Genomic DNA, 22623 nt, shown 5'->3' with positions numbered 1-22623 from the left:
AGTTATGAAGTGGAATTTACAATAATTTTGATCAAATCAATCATCATTGGCGGTTTGTTGGGCTTTTCTGCCTCGATGGGGGCCGCACGGATGTTTCATGCACCAAGTACGCAAGGATTAGGGGCCTTCCGTACATTAGGAGAAATGAATGCCTGTATGGGTGATCCGGCGTCGCATTTCTCATTCGGATTAGGCTTTTTCTTCAACGCCTGGGCATCAACGGTGGGAGCCGGTGCCTTCACACAGGATGTGACGCATCGGATCATTCCAAACTGGGCAGCTTCGGTCTTATTAGCTAAAAATAAAAATGTGGCAGAATCCATGCACGATCCTCGTAAAATGGGCTTTGTTGGTGCAGTGGTGGGTGCGATCGTCGTTGCCTTTCTTAATTCAACGGCTGCAGCGATTCCTGAAGCACTGCAAGTAACTGCGGTGGCGGTATTGGTACCCGCAGCAACGACCTTGATCAACATCGTTATGCCCGTCATCTTCTGGCTCGCAGCGTTGGATGCTGGAAAACGGACAGGCTTCTGGGGCACACTCTTCGGCGGGATCGCCCAATTGATCATGGGCAACGCGGTACCGGGTGTGGTACTGGGTATCTTGATCGGTAAAGGGGTCGATGAGATCGGCTGGTCGAAAGTAACGAAGATGATGATGGTGGCGATCGTGGCACTCTTCATTCTTAGTGGATTCTTCCGCGGCTTTGATCTGCAAGTCTTGGAAAGCTTCAAGCTGCAGGCACCAAATTGGTTGGAAAACATCCATAAAATGCTTGGGTTGAGTTAGAAAATAGAAGGATAACTAGATAAGCAGCGACACACAAATACGCTGAGGAGGAAAATAAATGGACAACACAGAAGAATTGAGCAAAGAGCAACTCGCACTTTCTGAAGAGAAGAAGGCGAAAAGTTTCTGGTATGCGGATTGGGCGTTTCCCATCACTGTAGGAATCATGGCCGCGGCTGTTTTTGCCGGCACACATATGTATGTGGTGCACGGAGTTGGGGCCTTTAACGAAGTATCGATCGTGGCGATGCTGAAGGCGGGACTTGATGGCGGCTCGTATGGCGCTGCCGCGGCCTTCGGAGCAAGCTTCTTGTTTGCACGTATTTTAGAGGGATCGTTGGTCGGGATATTGGACTTGGGTGGTTCGATCTTGACCGGTATCGGTATCGGGATTCCGGCGATCTTCTTGAGCATGGGTATCCGCGCACCGATCGACAACTTTGCTTTGTCCTTGATGACAGGGGCTGTTTTAGGATTGCTGGTGGGCGGCGTGATCAGTTTGATCCGTAAATTCACGATCAATCAGGCAAATTCGACTTTTGGGGCAGATGTCATGATGGGTGCCGGAAACTCTTCTGGCCGTTTCTTAGGTCCATTGATCATTTTGAGTGCCTGCGGGGCATCGATTCCGATCGGGATTGGCGCGACTTTAGGTGCACTGGGCTTTTATGCTTGGAAAAAACCGATCGCTGGCGGCGCGATCCTTGGCGCAATGATCCTTGGGACGATCTTCCCAGTAGCGCTCCAATAGAAAGAAGGCAGAAGGATGTTTGATGTATTAATCAAAAACGGCAAACGGATGGACGGAGAAAAAGTAGAAGTTGCGATAAAAGATGGCGTGATCTTAAACGTGGACACTCAGATCGAGTCCTCTGCAAAAGAGGTGATCGACTTAGCCGATGCACATTATGTTTCTGCTGGTTGGATCGATGATCACGTACATTGCTACGAAAAAATGAGCCTCTATTATGATTACCCAGATGAGATCGGCGTAACAAAAGGTGTTACGACCGTGATCGATGCGGGAACGACTGGCGCGGAAAATATCGGTGATTTCTATGAGCTGGCGAAGAAGGTCAAAACCAATGTCTACGCGCTAATGAATATCTCTAAGTGGGGGATCGTCGAGCAGGACGAATTAGCGGATCTGTCGAAGATCCAAGCAGACTTGGTAAAAGCACGGATCGCTGAGCTTCCCCAGTTCGTCATTGGCTTGAAGGCACGCATGAGCAAGACGGTCGTGGGAGAGAATGGGATCACACCGTTAGAGCTGGCAAAGGAGATCCAACAAGAAAACGACGACCTGCCATTAATGATCCACATTGGATCGGCACCGCCGGAACTGCGAGACGTATTGGCGCTCCTCGATGAAGGCGATGTGCTGACGCATTGCTTCAATGGCAAGCCGAACGGAATTTTAAATCAAGAGACCGATCAGATCAAGGATTTTGCCAAAGCTGCCTATGAAAAAGGGATCGTCTTTGACATTGGGCATGGGACCGACAGCTTTAATTTCCATGTTGCAGAGAGGTCGTTAAAAGAAGGCATCAAAGCAACGACTATCAGTACAGACATTTATCACCGCAATCGTGAGAATGGGCCGGTGTATGATTTGGCGACCACGATGGAAAAGCTGCGGGTCGTAGGCTATTCATGGGAAGAGATTCTCGAGAAGGTGACCGTCGTTCCGGCGAGCTGTTTCCATTTAGAGAAAAAAGGGCGTTTAGCGGCAGGCTTTGACGCGGACATCACGATCTTTGATGTGGAAGACGGTGAAAAAATACTGACGGATTCAAATGGCTTCACACGTGTAGCAAAAGAAGTGATCAAACCAGTGAAAACAATTATTGGAGGCGCCATTTATGACAATGAGCTATGACAAATTTGGCTTGAAGGAGGTCATCAACGCCTCAGGAAAGATGACGATCTTAGGCGTATCAAAAGTGTCAGAATCAGTTCTCGCGGCACAGCGCTTCGGCGGCGAACACTTCTTTGAAATGAGTGACTTGTTGATTCAGACAGGCGCTTATCTCGCAGAGCTTCTTAAGGTGGAGGACGCGCAGATCGTGTCCTCGGCCTCCGCTGGGATCGCACAATCCGTCGCGGCGGTGATCGGTGAGGGCAGTCTTTATCACGCCTACCATCCCTACACGACGCGGATCACGAAGCGGGAGATCCTTTTGCCGAAGGGGCACAATGTCGATTATGGAACCCCCGTTGAAGTGATGGTGAACCAAGGAGGCGGTCACGTCATTGAAGCCGGCTATGCCAATGGCTGTTCACCAGAACAAATGGAAATGATGATCACAGAAAACACGGCAGCGCTGCTCTATATCAAAAGCCATCATACAGTACAAAAAAGCATGCTGACAGTGACTGAGGCAGCGGCGGTGGCTGAAAAGCATCACTTGCCTTTGATCGTAGATGCCGCAGCGGAAGAAGATCTGTTTAAATACAGTCAAGCCGGTGCAGATCTGGTGATCTACTCTGGAGCGAAGGCTCTTGAAGGTCCCAGCAGCGGATTAGTGCTCGGCAAAGCTTCGTATATTGAGTGGGTCCGCCTGCAGGGGAAAGGCATTGGTCGGGCCATGAAGATCGGGAAAGACACTATTCTGGGTCTAACACAAGCCGTGGAAGATCGACTAAAGATGGGCGCTGAGACCGGCGAGTCGATGAAGGGGCGATTGACTCCTTTTATCGAAGCACTCAATCAGATCGATGGTTTGACGGCATCGGTGGTTCAGGATGGGGCAGGCCGCGACATTTATCGTGCCAGTGTGAAAATAGAAAAGGGATCAGCGAAAGCCGTGATCGCGGCTTTGAAGGCGGAAGATCCTGCTATTTATACCCGCGAATACCAAGCCAACAACGGCATAATCGAATTCGATATTCGTGCCGTAGACGAAGAGGAAATGGCGAAGATCGTGAGCCGGCTGAAGGAGATTTTGTAAATCAGCGGAACCAATTGCAGCAAGAGGAAATTAAATCAATCGAAATGGGGAACAAGCAATTATGTCATTGACACCAAAATATTATAAAGATCGCGTGTGTCTGAATGTTTTAGCGAATTCAGTCGAAAACGCGCGTGAATGTTACGAAGCGGCAGAAGGGCACGTCGTTTTAGGTGTGCTATCAAAGAACTACACCAGTGACGAGGCCGCCATCACAGATATGAAGAACTATCAGGAGGCGACGGAAAACGCGCTGTCTGTTGGCTTAGGTGCCGGTGATCCCAACCAAAGCCAAATGGTCTCGCGGATCTCTGGCGAGTTGCAGCCGCAGCACGTGAATCAAGTATTTACAGGTGTGGGAACCTCTCGCGCGCTGTTAGGACAAAAGGAGACAGTGATCAACGGACTGGTCTCTCCTTGCGGCAAAGTGGGGTACGTCAATATTGCCACAGGTCCTTTGAGCGCCCAAACAACAGAGGCGATCGTACCTATTGAGACGGCCATCGCGCTTTTGAAGGATATGGGGGGGAGTTCCCTTAAGTATTTCCCGATGAAGGGCTTGACCTGCAAAGAGGAATACCAGGCAGTAGCAAAGGCGTGCGCAGAAAATGATTTTTATCTGGAGCCAACGGGCGGCATCGATTTGGAGAACTTCCAAGAAATCCTTCAAATCGCTTTGGATGCGGGGGTTGAAAAGGTGATTCCTCATATTTACAGCTCGATCATTGATTCAGCAACAGGGGATACACGCCCCGAGGACGTTGAAAAATTGTTAGCTATGGTAAAAGAAGTTCTTTAGTCTACTCTAGGAGCCTTTGACGAATGTCGTGGGCTTCTTTTTCTTGTTCATAAAAATATTTTGTGAAATAAAACACAAATTGTTGACAGCTTTTTTAAAATGCTGTAGGTTAAAGGGGAGCTAATAAAACGGAGACTTTATTGTAAAGGAAGAACAGCATAGAGTGGGCAATAAAAATTTTGTTATTATTAGTGAAAAAATGCACAATAATAAGACACAAGGAGGAAACGAAATGATCGAAACATTTGTCTTTTCAAGCGAGACGATTTTTTTAAAGAAAGAAGATCAGACGAAAATCCACCAACTCTTGGATTATCTGAAAAGCCGCGGGCAACAAATCGGTGTAGTGTTCTATGATCAAGCAACAATGAACGACGTATTACTGGAACAGCATTTAGCAGATTATTTAGATTTTTCTATCAATGGGGAAGAAACCGAAACGATCCCTCATGGCCTGGTCGATTTCCTGCAGGTAGAGCTGGCCCATCAAAAGGTCAATTTCATCTCAAAATCGCTGGAGCAGCTTGAAACAGCAAAAGCACTCGGATTCAAACCGATCTACTTGGCGGAAAACTGCGACAAGGAGTCCTTTCCGTGCCTGTCGTTTAGGGATTTTGACGCCTTGCATCTGGGGATCATCGAGAGTCGCTTTGAGAACTTCATGTAACTGCTAGTCCAATAGAAAGACAAGAGCCTTCGACAGTTTTTAAAAGAAAACTGTCGAAGGTTCTTTTTTGTTATTTGTAGGTTCTTGAAAGTGTCATTAAAAGAAGAAAAATAAAATACAGTTTTTTTAAATCTTTGTCACTCAGAATAATTTAATAATAAATTGAATGTTTTTGGGTTTAGTGCAATGAGAGGTGATATCACTGAGTTTTTAAAAAAGGTGCTTAAAACTTTATATTGACAATCTTTCTTCAACTGGTATAATCAAAAAATAAAATATTTTTGCGATATATTGAGCAAAAGAAATGAAAAAAGCCGATTTTAAAATGAGAGACTATAGTTATTTTTTAATCTTGAATTAAAAATAAAAAGGTAGGGAGTTAATTATTTTATGGAGAAAGAACTACTGCGGGTCGAAGGACTGACGGTCAAATTTCGGACCTATAACGGAGAAGTAACTGCCGTAAATAATTTAGAGCTTCTATTAAATGAAAATGAAACGTTAGGAATCGTTGGCGAAAGCGGCAGCGGGAAAAGTGTGACGTCTTTGAGCATCATGGGCTTATTGGATGAATCCACGAGCAGTGTGTCGGGGCGAGCGCTCTTCAAGGGAGCGGATCTCGTAGCGATGAAGGAAAAAGAGAAGCAGCAGTTTCGCGGCAATAACTTGGCGATGATTTTCCAAGAGCCGATGACTTCATTGAATCCGCTCCATAAATGTGGGAATCAGATCATCGAGTCTATGTTGATCCATACCGACTGTTCAAAGGCGGAGGCGAAGGAAAAGGCGATCGAGCTGTTGAAGCTCGTCGGCATCCCTGCGCCGGAACAACGCTTCAATGAATACCCCCATCAGATGTCCGGCGGGATGCGCCAACGGGTGATGATCGCCATGGCGCTTGCTTGCGATCCGCAACTCTTGATCGCCGATGAACCGACGACTGCTCTCGATGTAACGATCCAAGCGCAAATTCTGGAAGTGCTGAAGGAGCTGAGGGACCGTCTCAAAATGGGGATCATTCTCATCACACATGACTTAGGAGTCGTGTCAGAAGTTTGCGATCGCGTGATCGTGATGTATACCGGAAAAGTCGTGGAGGAAGGGTTGATCCGTGAGATCCTTGATGATCCGAAGCATCCATATACGGAAGGCTTGATCGCGGCTATCCCTGCGATTAACGATCAAAAGGGGGAATTGAGCAGTATCGAAGGGGTCGTTCCCCAATTGGACGACATGCCGAAGGGCTGCAGCTTCCATCCCCGTTGTCCTTACGCGATGCCTATCTGCAAGGAGAAACGTCCGGCGATCACGACGATCGAGCATGGGCGCAAGGTTCGCTGCTTTAAGTATTCGACGGAAGAAGAGATCGAGGTGACGACATAGATGAGGACGCAAGAACCGATTATTGAAATGACACATGTGAAGCAATATTTTGAGATCCGCGACAGTAAAGGAAAAAAAGGCACGCTGAAGGCAGTGGACGATGTGTCGATCACGGTATTCAAGGGAGAAACATTCGGCATCGTAGGAGAAAGCGGCTGTGGCAAGAGCACGCTAGGAAAGACGATGTTGAACCTAGGGGCAGTGACGGACGGAACGATCATTATTGATGGTCAAGATGTCAGCGCCTTCAAGAATCGAAAAGAAAAAATCGCCTTTGGATCGAAAGTCCAGCTTGTTTTTCAAGACCCATCTGCTTGTCTGAATCCTCGGAACAAGATACGGGACATTTTGGCGGAGCCTTTTCAGATCCATCATAAGAAGGACATGACGAAAGCAGAGATCGAGACAGAAATCGATCGGCTGCTGACCATTGTAGGGTTGGCGACCAATTACAAAAAGCGATACCCTCATGAAATGTCAGGGGGGCAAAAGCAGCGGATCGGGATCGCTCGTGCGTTGGCGTTGCGACCGGAGATCGTCATTTGCGATGAGCCTGTATCGGCGTTGGATGTATCGATTCAGGCACAGGTCATTAATTTGCTGGTGGAATTGCAAAAGCAATTGGACCTCACGTATATGTTTATATCCCATGATTTAGGTGTGGTCTATCATTTATGCGATCGTATCGCGGTGATGTATTTAGGCAATATCGTGGAGTTGGCAGATCGGGATGCGCTGTATAACGACACGCTTCATCCTTATACAAAGGCCTTGATCTCCGCAGCACCGACGATCAGTAAGACGAAGACGGAACGAATCGTGCTGACCGGAGACGTACCGAGTCCAGCGAATCCGCCAACGGGCTGTAAGTTTCATACGCGTTGTCCATTCGCGATGGCGGTATGCAAAACCGACGTTCCTGAACTGACGGAAGTAAAAGACGATCACTTTGTGGCTTGTCATTTACATAAAAAAGAGGGGTAGCTTTTGTGCCTCAGCGGCGTGTTAATCAGACTTAATTTTTCCTAGGAAAAATTAAATACATTTAGCAAACATAAGGAGGAGTACAAGGTATGAAAAAAGGAAAGATGTTGTGGAGCGTCATTTGTTTAGTGATGTTGACACTCGCTGGCTGCGGCGGCGGTGGCGGCAGCACAGACGGGTCAAACGATGGTGGCGGCAGCGGGGATGGCGACAAGACATTGGTAGTTGGGATGGCTTCTGATCTGAAAACTTTGGACCCTCATCATGGGTATGAAGTCTATGGGAACATGGTTTATTATGCGTTGTATGACTATTTGTACCGCACATATGAATCCTCGACTCCAGAGCCTTCATTAGCGGAATCTCATGAATTAGATGATTCGCAAAAGGTGCATACCTTCAAAATCAAAGAAGGCGTGAAATTCTCAAGCGGAAACGAATTGACTTCAAAAGACGTGAAATTTAGTGTGATGCGGACCAAAAACCTGAAGAGTAATACGACGCATCATACAGAAAATGTGGAAAACATCGAAACACCGGATGATTACACGGTGAAATTCACATTGAAGGAGCCGGATGCTGCCTTCTTAGTGAAGCTGGCGAACAACTCTTTTGCGATCGTGGACTCTGAAGTGGTGAAAGAACACGGCGGAACGGATGCAGAAGACGCGTCTTCTAAAGATACGGCTGAAAAATGGCTGAATGCAAATTCTGCCGGTTCTGGGGCGTACACGTTGGACAAATGGAAACAAAACGAAGAATTGAGCTTGGTCAAGAACAAGGAATATTGGGGCGAAGTGAAGAATGACAAAGTGATCTGCAAAGAGATCCCAGATGTGAATACTCAGATCCAAATGTTGAAGCAAGGCGATATTGATATTGCGTTAGGGATCGGTGTCGACAACGTATCGCAATTGAAGGATCAAGAAGGCGTGAAGATCAAGAACTATGTCGGCTCGACAACAACCTTCTTATTAATGAACCAAGATGAAAAAATCGGTGGACCGATGGCGAATCCGAAGGTACAAGAAGCGGTTCGTAAAGCGATCAATTACAAAGAGCTGTTGAAAATCTCAGGCGATAAATCTGTCTTGCCATTAGATATCGTACCAAAAGGATTTACCGGCGCGTTAGAAAAAGAAGAAGATTACCAAGATTTAGACGAAGCGAAGAAATTGATGGAAGAAGCCGGCTACAAGGATGGCTTTGAAGTGAAATTCACCGTGGCGAACTTTGATACAGAGGGAATGTCATGGACGACCTTAGGACAAAAGATCAAAGACGATTTAGAAAAAATCGGGATCAATGCCAAGATCGAAACTTCTGAGATCGGGGTCGTTATCGATTCGTATCGTGAAGGGAAAGAAGCCTTCTTGCTGATGCATTGGCATCCAGACTATATGGAGATCAATAACCAGTTAGTCTTCTTACCAGGCGACACAGTTGGTGAACGGGCGAAATGGATGGATACTTCGAATACGAAGATGGAGGAATTGAAGAAAACGATCCAAACAGAATCTGATGAAGACAAACGAGTGGCCGCATCAGAGGAATTACAAAAACTATTGGCGAACGACATGCCATACGCGTTCTTAGTTCAACATCCGAAAGTATTGGCCTACCGTGACAACTTAAAAGGCGTGAACTACTTCGAAGTACAAAAAATCAATTTCCAAGATGTTGAGATCAACTAACCAAAAAGCAAGGGGCAAAAGTGTATGAGGAATATGGCTAGATTTTTATTACGGCGCTTCGTGTTTGTCTGCTTTTTGATCATTGGGGTGACGTTTTTGGTATTCATGATCTCCCACCTCGTTCCCAGTGATCCGATCGCATCAAACATGAGTCCAAATGCGATGAGCGATCCTGCAGCAGTAGCGGCGTATAAAGCCCGTTGGGGATTGGACAAACCGCTAATGGAACAATATTTTATCTACCTGAGCAATTTGCTGCGGGGGGATTTAGGGATTTCGATTCGTACTGGCAATCCAGTTATCAGTGATTTAAAACAGTTTTTCCCTGCGACTTTGGAACTCTCCATCATGGCGATGCTGATCGCTGTTTTATTCGGGATCACGTTTGGGATCATCTCTGCCGTTTACCGCAACAAGCCGTTTGATTATCTAGTTCGTACGATCTCAATCAGCGGGGTCTCGATCCCGAACTTCTGGTTCGCATTAGTCATGCTGCTGCTGTTTTATTCAAAATGGCGCTTGTTCCCAGGGGGCGGGCGAGTCAGTTCGCGGGTGTCCGCGCCCACTGGTGGAACCGGCCTGTATGTGCTGGATGCATTGACGAGCGGAAATTGGACACTGTTGAATGACGCGCTGTCTCATTTGATCTTGCCGGCGATCGTCCTTGGATTCTTCACGATGGGACTGATCTCGCGGCAGACGCGTTCGAATTTGTTGGAGGTTTCTTCATTGGACTATATTCGAACAGCGAAAGCGAAGGGATTGTCGCAGCGCCAGATCGTGTTGCGTCACGCGTTGGGAAATGCCTTGATCCCAGTCATCACCGTGATGGGGATGGGCTTTAGCAATCTGTTAGGCGGGATGGTGTTCGTTGAGAAGATCTTCTCGTGGCCGGGAATCGGACAATATGCGTATCTTTCAGCGACCACACTAGACTTTCCAGCGATCTGCGGGGTCTCATTGCTGATCGCGATGATCAATGTGGTATTGAATCTCTTCATTGATATTCTTTATGGGGTCATTGATCCGAGAGTGAGGTACAGCTGATGAAACGACTACTAAAGCAAAAAAACTTTTTATTCAAATTAGGGATCGTCATCTGTGCTTTGTGGGTGCTCGTCGCTGTGCTTGCACCTGTGATCGTTCCGAAAAATCCATTGGCGCAAGATATGATGGGGCGCTTTTTAGCACCGGGTTCAGCGGGGCATTTATTAGGTACTGATGAATTGGGCCGAGATGTGTTCTCTCGGGTATTGATGGGAAGCCGTGTGTCTATCACGGCAGGCTTAGTGACGGTCTGTATCACGATCGTCATCGGAACTATCTATGGCGGGATCGCCGGTTATGTCGGCGGGATCGTGGATGACATCATGATGCGGTTTGCAGAGCTGATCGCGGCTTTTCCGCCGCTGATCTTGGCGATGGTCATCGCAGCCGCATTAGGCCCGAGTATTTTTAATTCGGTCTTGGCGATGACGATCATCTGGTGGCCCAACTATGCACGGCTGATGCGCAGTCTCGTGATCACCTTGAAAGAAAATGAATACATCGTCGCGTCGAAGGTCTTGGGCGCAAGTCATCTCAGAATCTTAGTCAAAGAGATCGTTCCGAATGCGTTAGGTTCGCTTTTAGTAATGGCGACCTTGGACATCGGGAATGCGATCGTGACCTTTTCCGGTCTAAGTTTCTTAGGCTTGGGAACGCAGCCACCGACACCTGAATGGGGCTCGATGGTCTCTGACGGCGTCAACAACATGAACTATTGGTGGATCTCTACCTTTCCGGGGATCGCGATCTTCTCGATGTCGATCGGTGCCAATTTTGTGGGCGATGGGATGCGGGATTATCTCGATCCGAAAATAAAAAATAAGTAACGTCAAAGGTTAAAAACAAATACGGCCTTTCGCTAGTTGAACGAGCAGCATTGACATAGGAAATCAGTCTGTTAAACTAAGTTTTGTGAGTCGGAGGGCAATCATTGCTGGATAAGATATTTCTTATCCAGCTTTTTTTGTACCCAAAATTGGAGGGATAGACACATGGCAATCAAAGTAGAAGCCTATCAGGCAAATAAAGAATCGGCGATCAAGCAATTGGATCAATACACGGTCAAAAAAGTTCCTACATTGACGAATTATGCGTTTAAAGAGATCAGCTTTGTTTACGAAGAAGCGGGGGACATTTTAGGCAGGATCGTAGGGGAGATCCATTGGAATTACTTGCGGATCGAGCTGTTTTATGTTGGAGATAAAACCCGCGGCAAAGGGGTCGGCAGCCAGCTATTGGCGCAAATCGAAGCCGTCGCTCGAGAAGAACACTGTACGCTGATTTTGCTGGAGACGATGAGCTTCAATGCCCCGAATTTCTATTTGAAGCACGGCTACGAGATCAATGGACAGATTGATGATCATCCGCTGAAAAGTGAAACGCACTATTTTATGACTAAAAGATTGTAACAATAAAAGAAAGAGCGGCTTGTTGCTTAATTATAAAAAACAAGCTGTTTTTTATTTTTTTTATGAAATGTCGCGGTATCCAAGCCAACGATTTAAACAATATTTATAAATTATATATTCTTTTTTAAAAGGAATTATTTTGATAATGAAATATGATAAACTTATTATCGAGAACATTCGAAACTAAGCGATGGAGAGAAGGTGAGAACTTTGGGAAGACATACCGATCCAAATGAGAAGCATCTAGGAAAATACATCGTGCTTGGGGCGGCCACATTGCTGCTGGCAGGAGGCGCTGTTTTTGGCGTGACACGTGTATTCAATAAACCAGAGGAGACTCCGCAGCAAAGGGTGACTGCTAAAGAAAGTCAAGCCTCTTCAAAGGCAAAAGAGCCGTCACAGTCTACGAAGCAAGCCACGAAGAAGTCTTCTGAGAAGAAAAAACCAATGAAGAAAACGTCCGAGTCCTCAAAGAAGAAAAAAACGCAGGAATCCAGCAAGAAAAAGGAAGCAAAAAAGAAAACAGCAACGAAAACAACGAAGCAGCCTGCCGTTAAAATAGACGCGGAGAAGCTGACGCAAAGTGCCGGTAAAGTCTATTACGGGGTGCATTATTTTAAGAGCAAGCAAGAGGTTTCCAGCAATAATTCCGAGCCGACGATCGCCGCTAATGTCATCGAATTATTCATCATGGATTACGCTTTGGCGCAGCCAGAGGGCAGCAACCAAGTCATCCAGGACAAGAAACTGACCGAGTGGCTGACGCCGATGATCCAGCAGCACGACATCAACGCGACCAATGTATTGATCGATCATTATGGCATGGATAAATTGAACGACTATTTCAAGGCGCAAGGATATACGGACACGACACTGAATCGTCGGATGGTGGATATCAATGTTCGCATCACAGATGAGGACAATTACACTTCGTTGAACGATTGCATGAAAGTACTGAGAAAACTGTATGACGAACGTGAAAAAGAACCGCAGAAAACGATGCTGGAGATTTTGAAGGGTCAGAAGATCCGCACCAAGATTCCTAAGGAGCTGCCGAAAGACACCACGGTAGCCAATCTTACTGGCGAGCAGCAAAGCGTCGAAAATGATATCGGGCTTGTTTTGACAGACGATCAGCCGTTTGCGATCGTCGTATTGACCAATGAAGTCTCAGATATCGTAAAAACCAGAACAGCGATCGCTGACTTTAGTTTAGCGGCGACGAAGGTGAACTAACAAAACGCGTACTTCTCTTGGAGTGCGCGTTTTTATTTGGACTATACAGAATCGGCGTTGCGTGGTACGTTTGTTTTACATTATGAAAGCGTACGCTTATAGAATGGAGTGCAGCAGATGAAAAAAGAAGAATTTTTAGCAAAAATCAGCGGCGGCTTGATCGTTTCATGCCAAGCGCTGCCTGGAGAACCCTTATATACGGAAGCCGGAGGGATCATGCCATTGCTTGCTTTAGCAGCTAAGGAAGCTGGTGCAGCAGCGATCCGAGCCAATTCTGTAAGAGATATCCAAGAAATCAAAGCAAAGGTAGCCTTGCCGCTGATCGGGCTGATAAAAAAACAATACCCGCCAGAAGAACCCTTCATCACGGCAAGCATGCAGGAGGTCGATGAATTGGCGGCGACGGGGGTAGAGGTGATCGCGTTGGATTGCACCTTGCGGAAACGGCACGATGGCCTGACGATCGCCCAGTTTATCCAGCAAATCAAAGAAAAGTATCCAGAGCAATTGTTGATGGCAGATATCGCAACGATCGAAGAAGGAAAAAATGCCTATGAAGCAGGCGTTGACTTTGTCGGAACGACCTTAAGCGGCTACACCGCTGAGACGGCTTCTCGCAGCGGCAAGGGTCCAGATTATGCGTTGATGGAGCAGTTGATTGCGCTTGAGATCCCCGTTATAGCAGAAGGGCAGATCCATACGCCGGCGCAAGCAAAAAAAATCCAAGAAATGGGCGTCAGCGGAATCGTAGTCGGCGGAGCGATCACACGTCCCAAAGAGATCGCGGAACGATTTATAGCAGAATTAAAATAACAAAAATCAAGAACTCGCAAAGGGTTCTTCTTTTTTTTGCTCAAATTTCTTCAAACGCTCTCTTGCAGGTACAATGTGACTAAAAATATCGTTTTCTTTATTTGTAATAAATACGTTTTCATTTTTGAAAATTTTATTTAAAAATAGTTTTAATAAAAGAACATCTGCTATAAAAAAGGAGACGACTCCTGAATGGTCTTTATTCAAAATATTTGGCTATAAATAACGAAAAATAAAATTAACTTCAAAAACAGTGATTATTTTATATTTTTCATTTTATTGGAATTGTTTTATATAAATAATCGTTCTATATTAGATATAAATGCAAAATAATAGTTTACGGAGTAGATAATCATGAATATAAGGGTAATGTTGGTTATATTTCTCTCTTCTTTGGTATGCACGTCTCCTATGTTCGCCGCAGATACAGCTTATGCAGACACACTTTCCAGTGCACAGACTGGAGAATCAGTCAGCGTAGCGGATCGCAGCGAGCCTCTTTCTTCGACAACAGAAACACCGCAGGTCACCGAAACGTCTGCTGCGCCCGCCGCGGAGTCTTCCACTTCAGAGCAGAATTCTGAGCCGAAATCAACGGTCCCTGCCTCCGAAGCAGAGACAAAACAACAAGCCTACGATGGCGAGTGGAAGCTGGTCAGTAGCTTCGCGGAGTTGAAGGCTGCTTTAGATGCGAAAGAGCCGATGATTAAATTGGCCCCTTCTACGGAGGTATTTGATCTAGGGACTTCAGGCCTCCAAATCAGCGGAAATGTCACGATCGACGGAAACAATCGCCAGCTTTCCTACAACGGGGACAGAGGCTTTTATTCAAATACAAACGGGTTGACCATCACCTTGCAAAATATGACGTTTGGTTCGCCGGATTATACAGTGAACGCAGTTGGCTTATATGGAATCATGCAGACCGGTTCTGTGACAGATCTGTATGTCAACAACGTCAACTACTACTCGAACAAAACGGCGCAGCCCTTTTATGTTCGAGGTGCGGCCAGCAAGATTCATTTTCAAGGAGTCAATCGGTTTATGCAGCAGAACCCCGATGGGTCGGTTGCCAGCGGGGAAGAATTCGCGGAGTGCAACAATCTGATTTTTGAAGCTGGGACCCAGACGACGATCGTTCAAAACACCAATGGTGCGTTAGGGTTTATGTGGATGTTCAGCAATCCTGGAAATATTACAGTCAATGATGGCGCGGATGTTTCCATCACGACCAACCACAATCTGATTTACTCAGATGGTAGCAACAACGGCACGATCGCTTTAGGTAAGAAGGCTAAGTTGTCCATCAAAGGAACCAATAATTCTATGGGGAATTTCTACTATGCGACACGACCAGCCTTTTGGACGGTCGGAGAAGGTTCCGAGCTGTCGATCGACTATCCCAATAGTATTAAGCTGGCGAATAATAGCACGATCCTCTTTTCACCAGATGCGATCGGCAATCTGTCTGTTTCCAACAGTGAATCCTTCTTTGGTCCCGGCGTGGGCGCTGCTTCGACCTTTACGATCGACAATGCCAAGCGGATCAGCTTTCAAGGAAAAGCGGGAACCACGAACAATCCGATCGGGTTTTCTGGGGGAACAAATGCCTTTACCTTCAGCGCGTTTCAGGAAAATACGCCCGGCTATGAGGTGATCGCGAACAATGCGTCGTTGACCTCTCAATTAGACGCGGGGTCATGGACCGTCGCGGCTGGGACGATCTCGCGTCAAGCGCTGCCGAATACGCCAGACTTTACCAGTGGAGAGAAGACCGCCCTCCAGCAAGCAAACAGCTTGGTCCTTCAGCGGTTGAATCCGCCAGTTCAATTAACGGGTGTCGGAAAGGACATCGCGGTGAATGATGCGACCTTCCATTTGACGGATTACCAGTTGAACGGCAATGACGCCAGGGTCCAAAAAGTGGCTTATAAATTGTATTCCAAACAAACCGATGATCCAGAGACAGCGACGGATGGATTGATTGAAGAACAGAATAAGAGCAGCTTGACGGAATCGGCACACTACTCAAATTTGAAGGAAAAGACAAATTATTGGCTGTATGTACGAATCATTTGTGATCTAGACAGTCAATCAAGCAAGTGGCTGGAGGTACCCTTCACGACACAGCAGGAAATGATCAATGTAGATTTTCCGATCGAAGTCGCTTTTTATTCGAAAAAGGATGGGGACGAGCAAAAGATCGTCCCAGCTGATACCTATACGATCGATAATCACAGCTCCTTCCCAGTGAAGATCCAGGCGACAGACCTGACAGAGCTGAACAATCCAGGGAATATCCAACTGCTGACAGGTCCTGAGGAAGGAAATAAAAAAGATCTGCTGCTCCATTTGACTGAAGGAAATACCTCGTTGGGCGTATTGACGAAAAAACTGCAGGACGCGCCGCTGACCTTTAAAGAGCTGGCTGGACAGTCATCCACAAGCTTTGGCTTTTCCGGCAGTTATTACGGGGATCGTCACCAAGCGCAGCAAGTCCAATACCGTCTGACATTAACAGCGGAACGAAAGGAATAAACATGGAAGAAAAAAAACGCAAAAGAAAAGGACTGCTGATCCTGCTTTTACTTATTTTGATAGTGGCAGGAATCGGTGCCTATTTCTATACACGACAAACAGCCAGACCCGTCTCGATAGTGAGTGGAGAGTTTTTACCAGAGGGCAAAGATGCCGCGAAGATCAGTGAAAAAGAACTGAAAAAAATGGCGCAGCAAAAGGTAGATCGCAGCAAGTTCAACATGGTGATCGCCCCAGACGCGACCTTTGAGAAAAGTGACCAGCCGGGGGAATTGATCATCCAAAACCCTGCCCACAATGCCTATCCTGTAAATGTCGAAATCACACGAACAGACAATGGGGAGCTGATCTATACCTCGGGGGCGATCAAGCCAGGCTATGAGGTCAAAGAAGCGCAGCTTGAAAAGCCGCTTGCTAAAGGGGATTATCCGGCGACAGCGAAGTTTTCGTTATACGACGACAAAACCAAAGAAAAAAAAGGGGAAGTCGCTGCTAAGATCACGATTCACGTCAAGAATTAACCAAGACTGCCTTGCTGAATCGATGAGAAAGACACTAAAAAAGTAGAATTAATTTTTTTCACAGCGAAAAAATTTAATGAAATAGATAAGAAGAGGAGAATAAAGATGAAAAAAATTTTAAGCGGGTTACTATTGAGCGGTTTGTTATTCGGAGGAATTGCTGTACATGCAGCGGATGTCAATGGCGATGATTCTGCATCGATCACGGTAAACGGTTCGTTAGGTCAAGACAATACCGATGAAAATTCACCAAATACCGATGAAGGATCAAAGGATTGGATCAACGTGACCCTTGATACAGCCAATATTTTCTATACGACGAAAGCTTCTGAGCACAAGACCATCACTTCCCCAAGCTATACGATCACCAACAATTCTGGGCGTGCAGTAAAAGTCTCAGCAAGCAGCTTTACCGTGGACAGCGGAAATCTTACGAACGTAGATGCCTTGAAGATCAGCGGGAATGATTACGCAGGCGCGGAACAATCCGTGAATTTGAAAAGTTTTGCGGCAGGAGATTTCTTAACGCTTGCCAACACGAATGGAAAATTAAACGTGACGAATGACGCGGCGAATACCTATGCAAAATCAACGACGTATACTTACTCAGGCACGACAAAGGATGCGTACTACAAAACAAAAGCAGAACAAACCAAGCATACTTTGACACTTGCATTTGAAGCCCTAGGAAAAGATGGTCAAGCCGTTCAGCCTGCGCGTTAATTCAAGTAAGGAGACGGTCTCATGGAAAACGAGATTCACATTGAAGGCTATCTAGGCTCTGCGGAACAGCAGCCTTCTGAGTCAGCAGGAAAAGAGTCCGAACATAAAACTGCGCAGGTCACGAATGTTCAGGTCACACGGGCGTATCCGCAAACGGGAGAAAGTCAGAACCATTATTTGATGTTCTCCGGTCTTTGCCTGTTGCTGCTGTTGCTAGTGGTCAAACCGAAGAGAACGACAAAAAGTTAACTGATAGAGACAGGGGATACGCAGTGATCCCCTGTCTATTTTTGGTTTCTTTGGCCGTGCTTGATGATCCATTCCTGCGGGCTGCTTGAAGGCGTCTTTTTCCATTTGCGGATAAGTGCGTCTGCTTTTTCCGGTGCTTCTTTGTACAAGTCATTCAAATTATTGCCGACACTTTTTTGAACAAACTTCTCGGGATCGTCCTTCAAGTTAGTCAAAATCGTACTATAGCGGTCAAAGTCTTCGAGGGCGACCGTCAATTTTTGCGACCAGGGGAGGCGAATCCGAACCCCTTCACTGGCAAGACGGCGGACGTGTACATTCGGATCGCGGCTCCACAAAATCAGTTCCTCCATCACCTCTTGTGGGTGTGCCTTTAGTAACGACCGGATCGCATACTCTCCCGTAAACCGCTTCGTTAATTCCTTTAAAAAAGCCAATGAGGCCTCCCACGCGTCATTTCCATGACGTTCGACGTAGCGCCCGATCGGCCACAGCCACCAGCCAAAGCTGAACATCCCTGTCGATTGCTCTAATTCCGGTCCGAGGAGCGGATAAAAGGCTTGGATCGTTTCGGCATAGTCTCGCTTTAGGGCAATTTCTAACCCGTCAACGATACAATCGAAACGAGCAAAGAGTTCTTTATCCTCCAAATGACCCATAACGGCTGTCAGAAAAGCCTCCTTATCAAAGTCCGGCATGACGCTGTACAGTTTTTCCGAAAGGGACAATACATAGGAATCATCGTAATAATCTTTATGCTTCACGTGCATACGCCTCCAATCTATGCGTTTATTCGATGATACCATAAACGAGCTGAAGGCTTCACGACAGCATAAAGAATGATTCTGGTAAAGAGGGGACAAGTGAAACAAAAATCATTCGTGCATTTTCATGCTTTTTTCAGCAAAAAGTGGTATTTTAGACAGGATGATTTTTTTAGGAGGCAAAAAAGGAAATGAGTATTGAAATTGTATCGAAGGTTCTTTCGATCATCCTGTTGAATTTAGTATTAAGCGGCGACAACGCAGTCGTGATCGCATTGGCAACCAGAAAGCTGCCCGCAAGTGCACAAAATAAAGCCATCGTGATCGGAACTGCGGGTGCGGTCGTATTGCGTATCTTGTTGATGTTGATCGCGGTTGAATTATTATTGGTTCCTTACGTCAAGATCGTTGGCGCGGGGTTGTTGTTTTATATCGCCTATGACTTATTGAAATCGAACGGAGAAGAGGCCGATGTCAAAAGTGAAACGACACTGCCCTCTGCGGTTCGTACCATCATCATTGCAGACCTCGTAATGAGTCTCGACAATGTACTGGCGATCGCCGGCGTGGCTGACGGGCATTTTGGCTTGGCTATGCTTGGGTTGATCATTAGTATTCCCATTGTTATTTTCGGGAGTCAGATCATATTGAAGCTGATGGATCGGTTCCCTTGGCTGATCTGGATCGGCGCACTCCTGATCGCTTACACAGCGGGATCGATGCTGGTGGAGGACTCCTTCATCCATCACCTGCTGCGGGGGTTAAGTAATGGGCATCTCGTCTCACTCGCTTCGTGCGTGTTATTGATCGGGATGTATGTTCTTTTTAATCGCAAGAAATCGGAATAAACGAGTGAAGTCGCAGCAGAAAAGGCTGCGGCTTTTTTTAGCAAATTTTTTATTAAAAATAAAAATGGGGTGGCAGGCGCGTGGGGAAACGACTCTTTGAGAACTGAGAACGATTCTCTTTTGAAAGCCTTGCGACGGTATTTTGCCTTCGTTATACTGTAGCTAGTGATTGTAACTGCTTACACAAAGTTTACGGCTATGATCAAGAGATCCACGAGAAAATTGGACAACGAGTGTAATCGGAGGTGGAACAATGTTTAGACGATGACTATGAGTGAACCAAAACTTAGAGGTTCTAAGCACGTCAGCTGAATATTTTTCCTCCTCGGATAAACAGAATAGATAACTATCCAGGAGCAGGCCTTTTTTTGGTGTGCTCTTTTCTATTGGAGGAAAACAGATGAATGGCACGGTATTGCATGCTTCAATGTGAGGGTATGAGCAACAAGCGATTCGTAAAAAGGTTTCTAAAAATGGGAAGGAATGGATTAAAAAATGGAATTAAAAACGAGTTTACCAGAGATTTTTGATGAGTTTGGCGAAGCGAGAAGACAGGGCTTTTTAGCTGTCAAGGAGATCAAAGAACAGGGCAAGCCCGTCGTTGGGGTCTATTGTACCTTTATGCCGGAGGAATTAGTGCTTGCAGGCGGAGCGATCCAGATCAGTCTGTGTTCGACTTCGGATGAGACGATCCCTGATGCCGAGGAAGATCTGCCGCGGAATCTTTGCCCGCTGATCAAATCCAGCTACGGCTTCGGAAAAACCGATAAATGCCCGTATTTCTACTTTTCTGATTTGGTGGTGGGGGAAACGACCTGTGACGGGAAGAAAAAAATGTATGAATATATGGAAGAATTCAAGGACACGTATTTGATGCAGCTTCCGCATATGAGAGACACCGAGGAAAGTAAAAAATTGTGGTACAGCGAAATGGTTCGCTTCAAAGAAAAATTGGAAGATTTCTTAGGTGTGGAGATCACCGATGAGAAGATTCGCGAAGCCATCCTATTAAAAAACCGCGAACGAAAAGCAAAACAAAATTTTTATCGTCTAGGTCAACTGAATCCGCCTGCGATCACCGGTCAGGAAATTTTCAAGGTCATGTATGGCTCCCAATACAAATTTGATAAAGAAGAAGTCATCGAGATGTTGGAGGAAACCACGGCTAAGGTGAAGGCAGAGTACGAAGCCGGCAAGCGTTTGGACAAGAAGCCAAGAATCTTAGTGACAGGTTCTCCGATGGGCGGCGTGACAGAAAAAGTTATTCGCGCGATCGAAGAAAACGGCGGCTTGGTGGTTGCGTATGAAAACTGTACCGTGGCGAAGGCTGTGGAACGGCTGGTGGATGAGAAGGAGGAAGACGTGTACCAAGCATTGACCGATAAATACATCAATATCGGCTGTGCCTGTATGTCCAACAATCAGCCGCGGAAAGAGCTGTTAGGCCAGATGATCGACGACTATCAAGTGGATGGGGTGATCGACATGGTCCTGCAAAATTGTATTCCATTCTCTGTCGAATCGCTGAAGATCAAACGCTTCTTAAATGAAGAAAAACAAACACCGTATATGTATTTAGAAACCGACTATTCCACATCAGATATCGAGCAGATCAATACCCGCGTGACTGCGTTTATCGAAATGTTAGAGGAAGAGGCTGTATGTACACAATAGGATTAGATTCGGGCTCCACCACTACAAAAGGGGTGCTTTTCTGCGATGAAGAAATGATCGACAAATACTTGATCCCAACCGCTGGAAACCCCAAAGGTGCCATGACGGCGGTGGTTGATTATTTCAAGAAGAGCTATGTGCTGCATGAGTTGAAGCTGGTTACGACGGGATATGGAAGAAAGCTGCTGCCTGCGGACTTAGTGATCACAGAAATCACTTGCCATGGGAAAGGGGCGGATTACTTATCTCCGGGAGTCAAGCAGGTCATCGACATCGGCGGACAGGACTGTAAGACGATTCAGCTCAATGGAAAAGGCAACGTGATCGAATTCAGTATGAACGATCGCTGCGCCGCAGGGACAGGGCGCTTCGTTGAGGTCATGATGCGAACACTGGGAGAAGACATCGCAGACCTGGACCGCTTTGTTCAAGAGGCCGAACCAGTCACTATCAATAGTATGTGTACGGTCTTCGCGGAATCAGAGGTCATCAGCTTGATTTCAAAAGGCGAAGCCCGTGAAGATATTGCGCTAGGGGTACTGCATTCCATCGCACAGCGGATCAGCAGCCAATACTCGAAATTACGGCCGACTCGCGGGGAGGAGGTCCTCTTCACAGGCGGTCTATCAAAAAGCGCGACCTTTGTGACGGTCTTAGAGCAGTATGTGGCGGCACCAGTGAAAAGAGATCCATTGTCTCAATTTGCCGGAGCGATCGGCGCGGCACAGATCGGGATAAAAAAATTAAGATAGCAAAAAGGATGCTGCTAATGCGGCATCCTTTTTAATTGTCTAAAGGCGATACTGAGTGCTGGAAGATAGAGGAAAAACAGCGATAGGCGCTGCCAAAAGCCGCGAGTGGTGGCGAGCAGGCTGCCGATCAGCGGCAAATAGTAGGCGGCGAACAAGATCAGCGCCACGATCGAGCCAATCAGACACACGGAATAAAAGAGAGAAACGCCTCTTTGACGCTTCACGCTTGCTTGATAGGCCAACAACAACGGCACAAACATCATGGCCATCATCGCTAAGCCGGAAAAGGCGGCATGGAGAAAATAGGCAGGGCTGAAGAAGCTGGCGGATTCACTGATATGCACTAAGCCAGTCAAGAGGCAATCACCAAAGCCGTAAAAGGCGATGGCACCAGCTAATATCTGTGCCAATTGCTTCGATTCAGAACGAAAGAAGGCATAGACGCCAACGCTCGACAATATGAACAGTGTCCCTGTGACCACTGACCCATGATCAAAATAGGATTGTACGGGGCTGGTCGGTTCTCCCAGTTGGCTGATGATCATGGTCATCTGGTCAAATCCCGGATAGAATCTGCCTAAATAATAAGGCAGCGAAAAATCCCCGACGACCGCAAGGATCAAAAACAAAGGGGAAAGTTTCTTTAGAATAGTCATTAGCGACTCCTTACGAAAGTTTTCTCTATGATACTTTATTTTGATTGAAAATTCGAGAAATAAGGGAACGGAGGGGAAGTGAGTGGTTTCTTTCTGGATTGACTGCATAGTCATTGACTCGCGAGT

The 22623-nt window shown here is 46.4% G+C and carries 23 protein-coding genes; 21 read left to right on the top strand and 2 right to left on the bottom strand.

The features are described from left to right. The first annotated feature begins 9 nt into the window (after nucleotides 1–9). The 18 genes from A5868_RS12315 (at nucleotide 10) to A5868_RS12225 (ending at nucleotide 17803) form a co-directional block, all read left to right on the top strand. The gene (locus tag A5868_RS12315; RefSeq protein ID WP_010779773.1) at nucleotides 10–789 is read left to right on the top strand and encodes a DUF4311 domain-containing protein; all 780 of its coding nucleotides are present in this window, start codon (nucleotides 10–12) and stop codon (nucleotides 787–789) included. Between the two features lie 58 nt (nucleotides 790–847). Next, a complete protein-coding gene (locus A5868_RS12310) occupies nucleotides 848–1540 on the top strand; it encodes a DUF4310 family protein (protein ID WP_086303311.1) in 693 nt (230 codons plus the stop codon). Nucleotides 1541–1555: 15 nt separating this feature from the next. Further along, nucleotides 1556–2668, top strand: coding sequence for an amidohydrolase/deacetylase family metallohydrolase (locus tag A5868_RS12305; RefSeq protein WP_086303312.1), 1113 nt, complete (start codon nucleotides 1556–1558; stop codon nucleotides 2666–2668). After that, entirely contained in the window at nucleotides 2652–3740 is a 1089-nt protein-coding gene (locus A5868_RS12300) for a DgaE family pyridoxal phosphate-dependent ammonia lyase (RefSeq protein WP_086303313.1), read from the top strand. The genes A5868_RS12305 and A5868_RS12300 overlap by 17 nt, the downstream gene beginning before the upstream one ends. A 61-nt stretch (nucleotides 3741–3801) precedes the next feature. Further along, nucleotides 3802–4539, top strand: a complete 738-nt coding sequence (gene dagF, locus A5868_RS12295) for a 2-dehydro-3-deoxy-phosphogluconate aldolase (RefSeq protein ID WP_086303314.1) — start codon at nucleotides 3802–3804, stop codon at nucleotides 4537–4539. A 232-nt stretch (nucleotides 4540–4771) separates the two neighbouring features. Further along, nucleotides 4772–5206 carry a hypothetical protein gene (locus A5868_RS12290; RefSeq protein WP_086303315.1) on the top strand — a complete coding sequence of 145 codons (435 nt, stop codon included), beginning with the start codon at nucleotides 4772–4774 and terminating at the stop codon, nucleotides 5204–5206. Nucleotides 5207–5596: 390 nt separating this feature from the next. Beyond that, on the top strand, nucleotides 5597–6589 hold the full coding sequence (locus A5868_RS12285) for an ABC transporter ATP-binding protein (RefSeq protein WP_086303316.1): 993 nt from the start codon (nucleotides 5597–5599) through the stop codon (nucleotides 6587–6589). Continuing rightward, nucleotides 6590–7573 carry an ABC transporter ATP-binding protein gene (locus tag A5868_RS12280; RefSeq protein ID WP_086303317.1) on the top strand — a complete coding sequence of 328 codons (984 nt, stop codon included), beginning with the start codon at nucleotides 6590–6592 and terminating at the stop codon, nucleotides 7571–7573. Between the two features lie 89 nt (nucleotides 7574–7662). Then, nucleotides 7663–9267: an ABC transporter substrate-binding protein gene (locus A5868_RS12275; protein WP_010779781.1), complete on the top strand. Its 1605-nt coding sequence runs from the start codon at nucleotides 7663–7665 to the stop codon at nucleotides 9265–9267. 24 nt (nucleotides 9268–9291) lie between these two features. Beyond that, nucleotides 9292–10314, top strand: coding sequence for an ABC transporter permease (locus A5868_RS12270; RefSeq protein WP_010779782.1), 1023 nt, complete (start codon nucleotides 9292–9294; stop codon nucleotides 10312–10314). Then, the gene (locus A5868_RS12265; RefSeq protein ID WP_010779783.1) at nucleotides 10314–11141 is read left to right on the top strand and encodes an ABC transporter permease; all 828 of its coding nucleotides are present in this window, start codon (nucleotides 10314–10316) and stop codon (nucleotides 11139–11141) included. The genes A5868_RS12270 and A5868_RS12265 overlap by 1 nt, the downstream gene beginning before the upstream one ends. A gap of 165 nt (nucleotides 11142–11306) precedes the next feature. Then, complete coding sequence (locus A5868_RS12260) at nucleotides 11307–11723, top strand: GNAT family N-acetyltransferase (RefSeq protein ID WP_086303318.1); 417 nt, start codon at nucleotides 11307–11309, stop codon at nucleotides 11721–11723. Nucleotides 11724–11933: 210 nt separating this feature from the next. Next, on the top strand, nucleotides 11934–12959 hold the full coding sequence (locus A5868_RS12255) for a serine hydrolase (protein ID WP_086303319.1): 1026 nt from the start codon (nucleotides 11934–11936) through the stop codon (nucleotides 12957–12959). Between the two features lie 117 nt (nucleotides 12960–13076). Beyond that, nucleotides 13077–13772, top strand: a complete 696-nt coding sequence (locus tag A5868_RS12250; RefSeq protein WP_086303320.1) for an N-acetylmannosamine-6-phosphate 2-epimerase — start codon at nucleotides 13077–13079, stop codon at nucleotides 13770–13772. A gap of 354 nt (nucleotides 13773–14126) precedes the next feature. Beyond that, entirely contained in the window at nucleotides 14127–16310 is a 2184-nt protein-coding gene (locus A5868_RS12240; RefSeq protein ID WP_086303321.1) for a pectate lyase-like adhesive domain-containing protein, read from the top strand. A gap of 2 nt (nucleotides 16311–16312) precedes the next feature. After that, the gene (locus A5868_RS12235) at nucleotides 16313–16831 is read left to right on the top strand and encodes a hypothetical protein (protein WP_086303322.1); all 519 of its coding nucleotides are present in this window, start codon (nucleotides 16313–16315) and stop codon (nucleotides 16829–16831) included. 105 nt (nucleotides 16832–16936) lie between these two features. Continuing rightward, nucleotides 16937–17554 (top strand): hypothetical protein, encoded by a 618-nt coding sequence (locus A5868_RS12230; RefSeq protein ID WP_086303323.1) that lies wholly within the window; start codon nucleotides 16937–16939, stop codon nucleotides 17552–17554. 21 nt (nucleotides 17555–17575) lie between these two features. Continuing rightward, the gene (locus A5868_RS12225; RefSeq protein ID WP_010779790.1) at nucleotides 17576–17803 is read left to right on the top strand and encodes an LPXTG cell wall anchor domain-containing protein; all 228 of its coding nucleotides are present in this window, start codon (nucleotides 17576–17578) and stop codon (nucleotides 17801–17803) included. Between the two features lie 35 nt (nucleotides 17804–17838). On the opposite strand, the gene A5868_RS12220 is transcribed toward A5868_RS12225, so the two are convergent. Further along, nucleotides 17839–18573 carry a DNA alkylation repair protein gene (locus A5868_RS12220; RefSeq protein WP_254908265.1) on the bottom strand — a complete coding sequence of 245 codons (735 nt, stop codon included), beginning with the start codon at nucleotides 18571–18573 and terminating at the stop codon, nucleotides 17839–17841. Between the two features lie 185 nt (nucleotides 18574–18758). On the opposite strand from A5868_RS12220, the gene A5868_RS12215 reads away from it, so the two are divergent. From A5868_RS12215 to A5868_RS12205, 3 genes are all read left to right on the top strand, one after another. Then, entirely contained in the window at nucleotides 18759–19415 is a 657-nt protein-coding gene (locus A5868_RS12215) for a TerC family protein (RefSeq protein WP_086303325.1), read from the top strand. A gap of 495 nt (nucleotides 19416–19910) precedes the next feature. Beyond that, nucleotides 19911–21089 carry a double-cubane-cluster-containing anaerobic reductase gene (locus A5868_RS12210; RefSeq protein ID WP_086303326.1) on the top strand — a complete coding sequence of 393 codons (1179 nt, stop codon included), beginning with the start codon at nucleotides 19911–19913 and terminating at the stop codon, nucleotides 21087–21089. Then, nucleotides 21077–21841 carry an acyl-CoA dehydratase activase gene (locus A5868_RS12205; RefSeq protein WP_010779794.1) on the top strand — a complete coding sequence of 255 codons (765 nt, stop codon included), beginning with the start codon at nucleotides 21077–21079 and terminating at the stop codon, nucleotides 21839–21841. The genes A5868_RS12210 and A5868_RS12205 overlap by 13 nt, the downstream gene beginning before the upstream one ends. Before the next feature lie 14 nt (nucleotides 21842–21855). Here the strand turns inward: A5868_RS12205 and A5868_RS12200 are convergent, their stop codons facing one another. Next, nucleotides 21856–22497 carry a DUF998 domain-containing protein gene (locus A5868_RS12200; RefSeq protein ID WP_086303327.1) on the bottom strand — a complete coding sequence of 214 codons (642 nt, stop codon included), beginning with the start codon at nucleotides 22495–22497 and terminating at the stop codon, nucleotides 21856–21858. Between the last annotated feature and the right edge of the window lie 126 nt (nucleotides 22498–22623).

The sequence above is a fragment of the Enterococcus sp. 12F9_DIV0723 genome, from assembly GCF_002174375.1.
GTDB lineage: Bacteria > Bacillota > Bacilli > Lactobacillales > Enterococcaceae > Enterococcus_A > Enterococcus_A gilvus.
The sequence above is the reverse complement of the archived record's forward strand: the minus strand, read 5'-3'. Positions and strand labels throughout refer to the sequence as shown.

Excerpts from the sequence above, each read along its gene's own strand:
- A5868_RS12205 (WP_010779794.1), top strand. The coding sequence starts at position 21,077 with ATGTACACAATAGGATTAGATTCGGGCTCCACCACTACAAAAGGGGTG.
- A5868_RS12265 (WP_010779783.1), top strand. The coding sequence starts at position 10,314 with ATGAAACGACTACTAAAGCAAAAAAACTTTTTATTCAAATTAGGGATC.
- A5868_RS12225 (WP_010779790.1), top strand. The coding sequence starts at position 17,576 with ATGGAAAACGAGATTCACATTGAAGGCTATCTAGGCTCTGCGGAACAG.
- A5868_RS12300 (WP_086303313.1), top strand. The coding sequence starts at position 2,652 with ATGACAATGAGCTATGACAAATTTGGCTTGAAGGAGGTCATCAACGCC.
- A5868_RS12260 (WP_086303318.1), top strand. The coding sequence starts at position 11,307 with ATGGCAATCAAAGTAGAAGCCTATCAGGCAAATAAAGAATCGGCGATC.
- A5868_RS12235 (WP_086303322.1), top strand. The coding sequence starts at position 16,313 with ATGGAAGAAAAAAAACGCAAAAGAAAAGGACTGCTGATCCTGCTTTTA.
- A5868_RS12290 (WP_086303315.1), top strand. The coding sequence starts at position 4,772 with ATGATCGAAACATTTGTCTTTTCAAGCGAGACGATTTTTTTAAAGAAA.
- A5868_RS12200 (WP_086303327.1), bottom strand. The coding sequence starts at position 22,497 with ATGACTATTCTAAAGAAACTTTCCCCTTTGTTTTTGATCCTTGCGGTC.
- A5868_RS12250 (WP_086303320.1), top strand. The coding sequence starts at position 13,077 with ATGAAAAAAGAAGAATTTTTAGCAAAAATCAGCGGCGGCTTGATCGTT.
- A5868_RS12280 (WP_086303317.1), top strand. The coding sequence starts at position 6,590 with ATGAGGACGCAAGAACCGATTATTGAAATGACACATGTGAAGCAATAT.
- A5868_RS12215 (WP_086303325.1), top strand. The coding sequence starts at position 18,759 with ATGAGTATTGAAATTGTATCGAAGGTTCTTTCGATCATCCTGTTGAAT.
- dagF (WP_086303314.1), top strand. The coding sequence starts at position 3,802 with ATGTCATTGACACCAAAATATTATAAAGATCGCGTGTGTCTGAATGTT.
- A5868_RS12210 (WP_086303326.1), top strand. The coding sequence starts at position 19,911 with ATGGAATTAAAAACGAGTTTACCAGAGATTTTTGATGAGTTTGGCGAA.
- A5868_RS12270 (WP_010779782.1), top strand. The coding sequence starts at position 9,292 with ATGAGGAATATGGCTAGATTTTTATTACGGCGCTTCGTGTTTGTCTGC.
- A5868_RS12240 (WP_086303321.1), top strand. The coding sequence starts at position 14,127 with ATGAATATAAGGGTAATGTTGGTTATATTTCTCTCTTCTTTGGTATGC.
- A5868_RS12305 (WP_086303312.1), top strand. The coding sequence starts at position 1,556 with ATGTTTGATGTATTAATCAAAAACGGCAAACGGATGGACGGAGAAAAA.
- A5868_RS12275 (WP_010779781.1), top strand. The coding sequence starts at position 7,663 with ATGAAAAAAGGAAAGATGTTGTGGAGCGTCATTTGTTTAGTGATGTTG.
- A5868_RS12310 (WP_086303311.1), top strand. The coding sequence starts at position 848 with ATGGACAACACAGAAGAATTGAGCAAAGAGCAACTCGCACTTTCTGAA.
- A5868_RS12230 (WP_086303323.1), top strand. The coding sequence starts at position 16,937 with ATGAAAAAAATTTTAAGCGGGTTACTATTGAGCGGTTTGTTATTCGGA.
- A5868_RS12220 (WP_254908265.1), bottom strand. The coding sequence starts at position 18,573 with ATGCACGTGAAGCATAAAGATTATTACGATGATTCCTATGTATTGTCC.
- A5868_RS12285 (WP_086303316.1), top strand. The coding sequence starts at position 5,597 with ATGGAGAAAGAACTACTGCGGGTCGAAGGACTGACGGTCAAATTTCGG.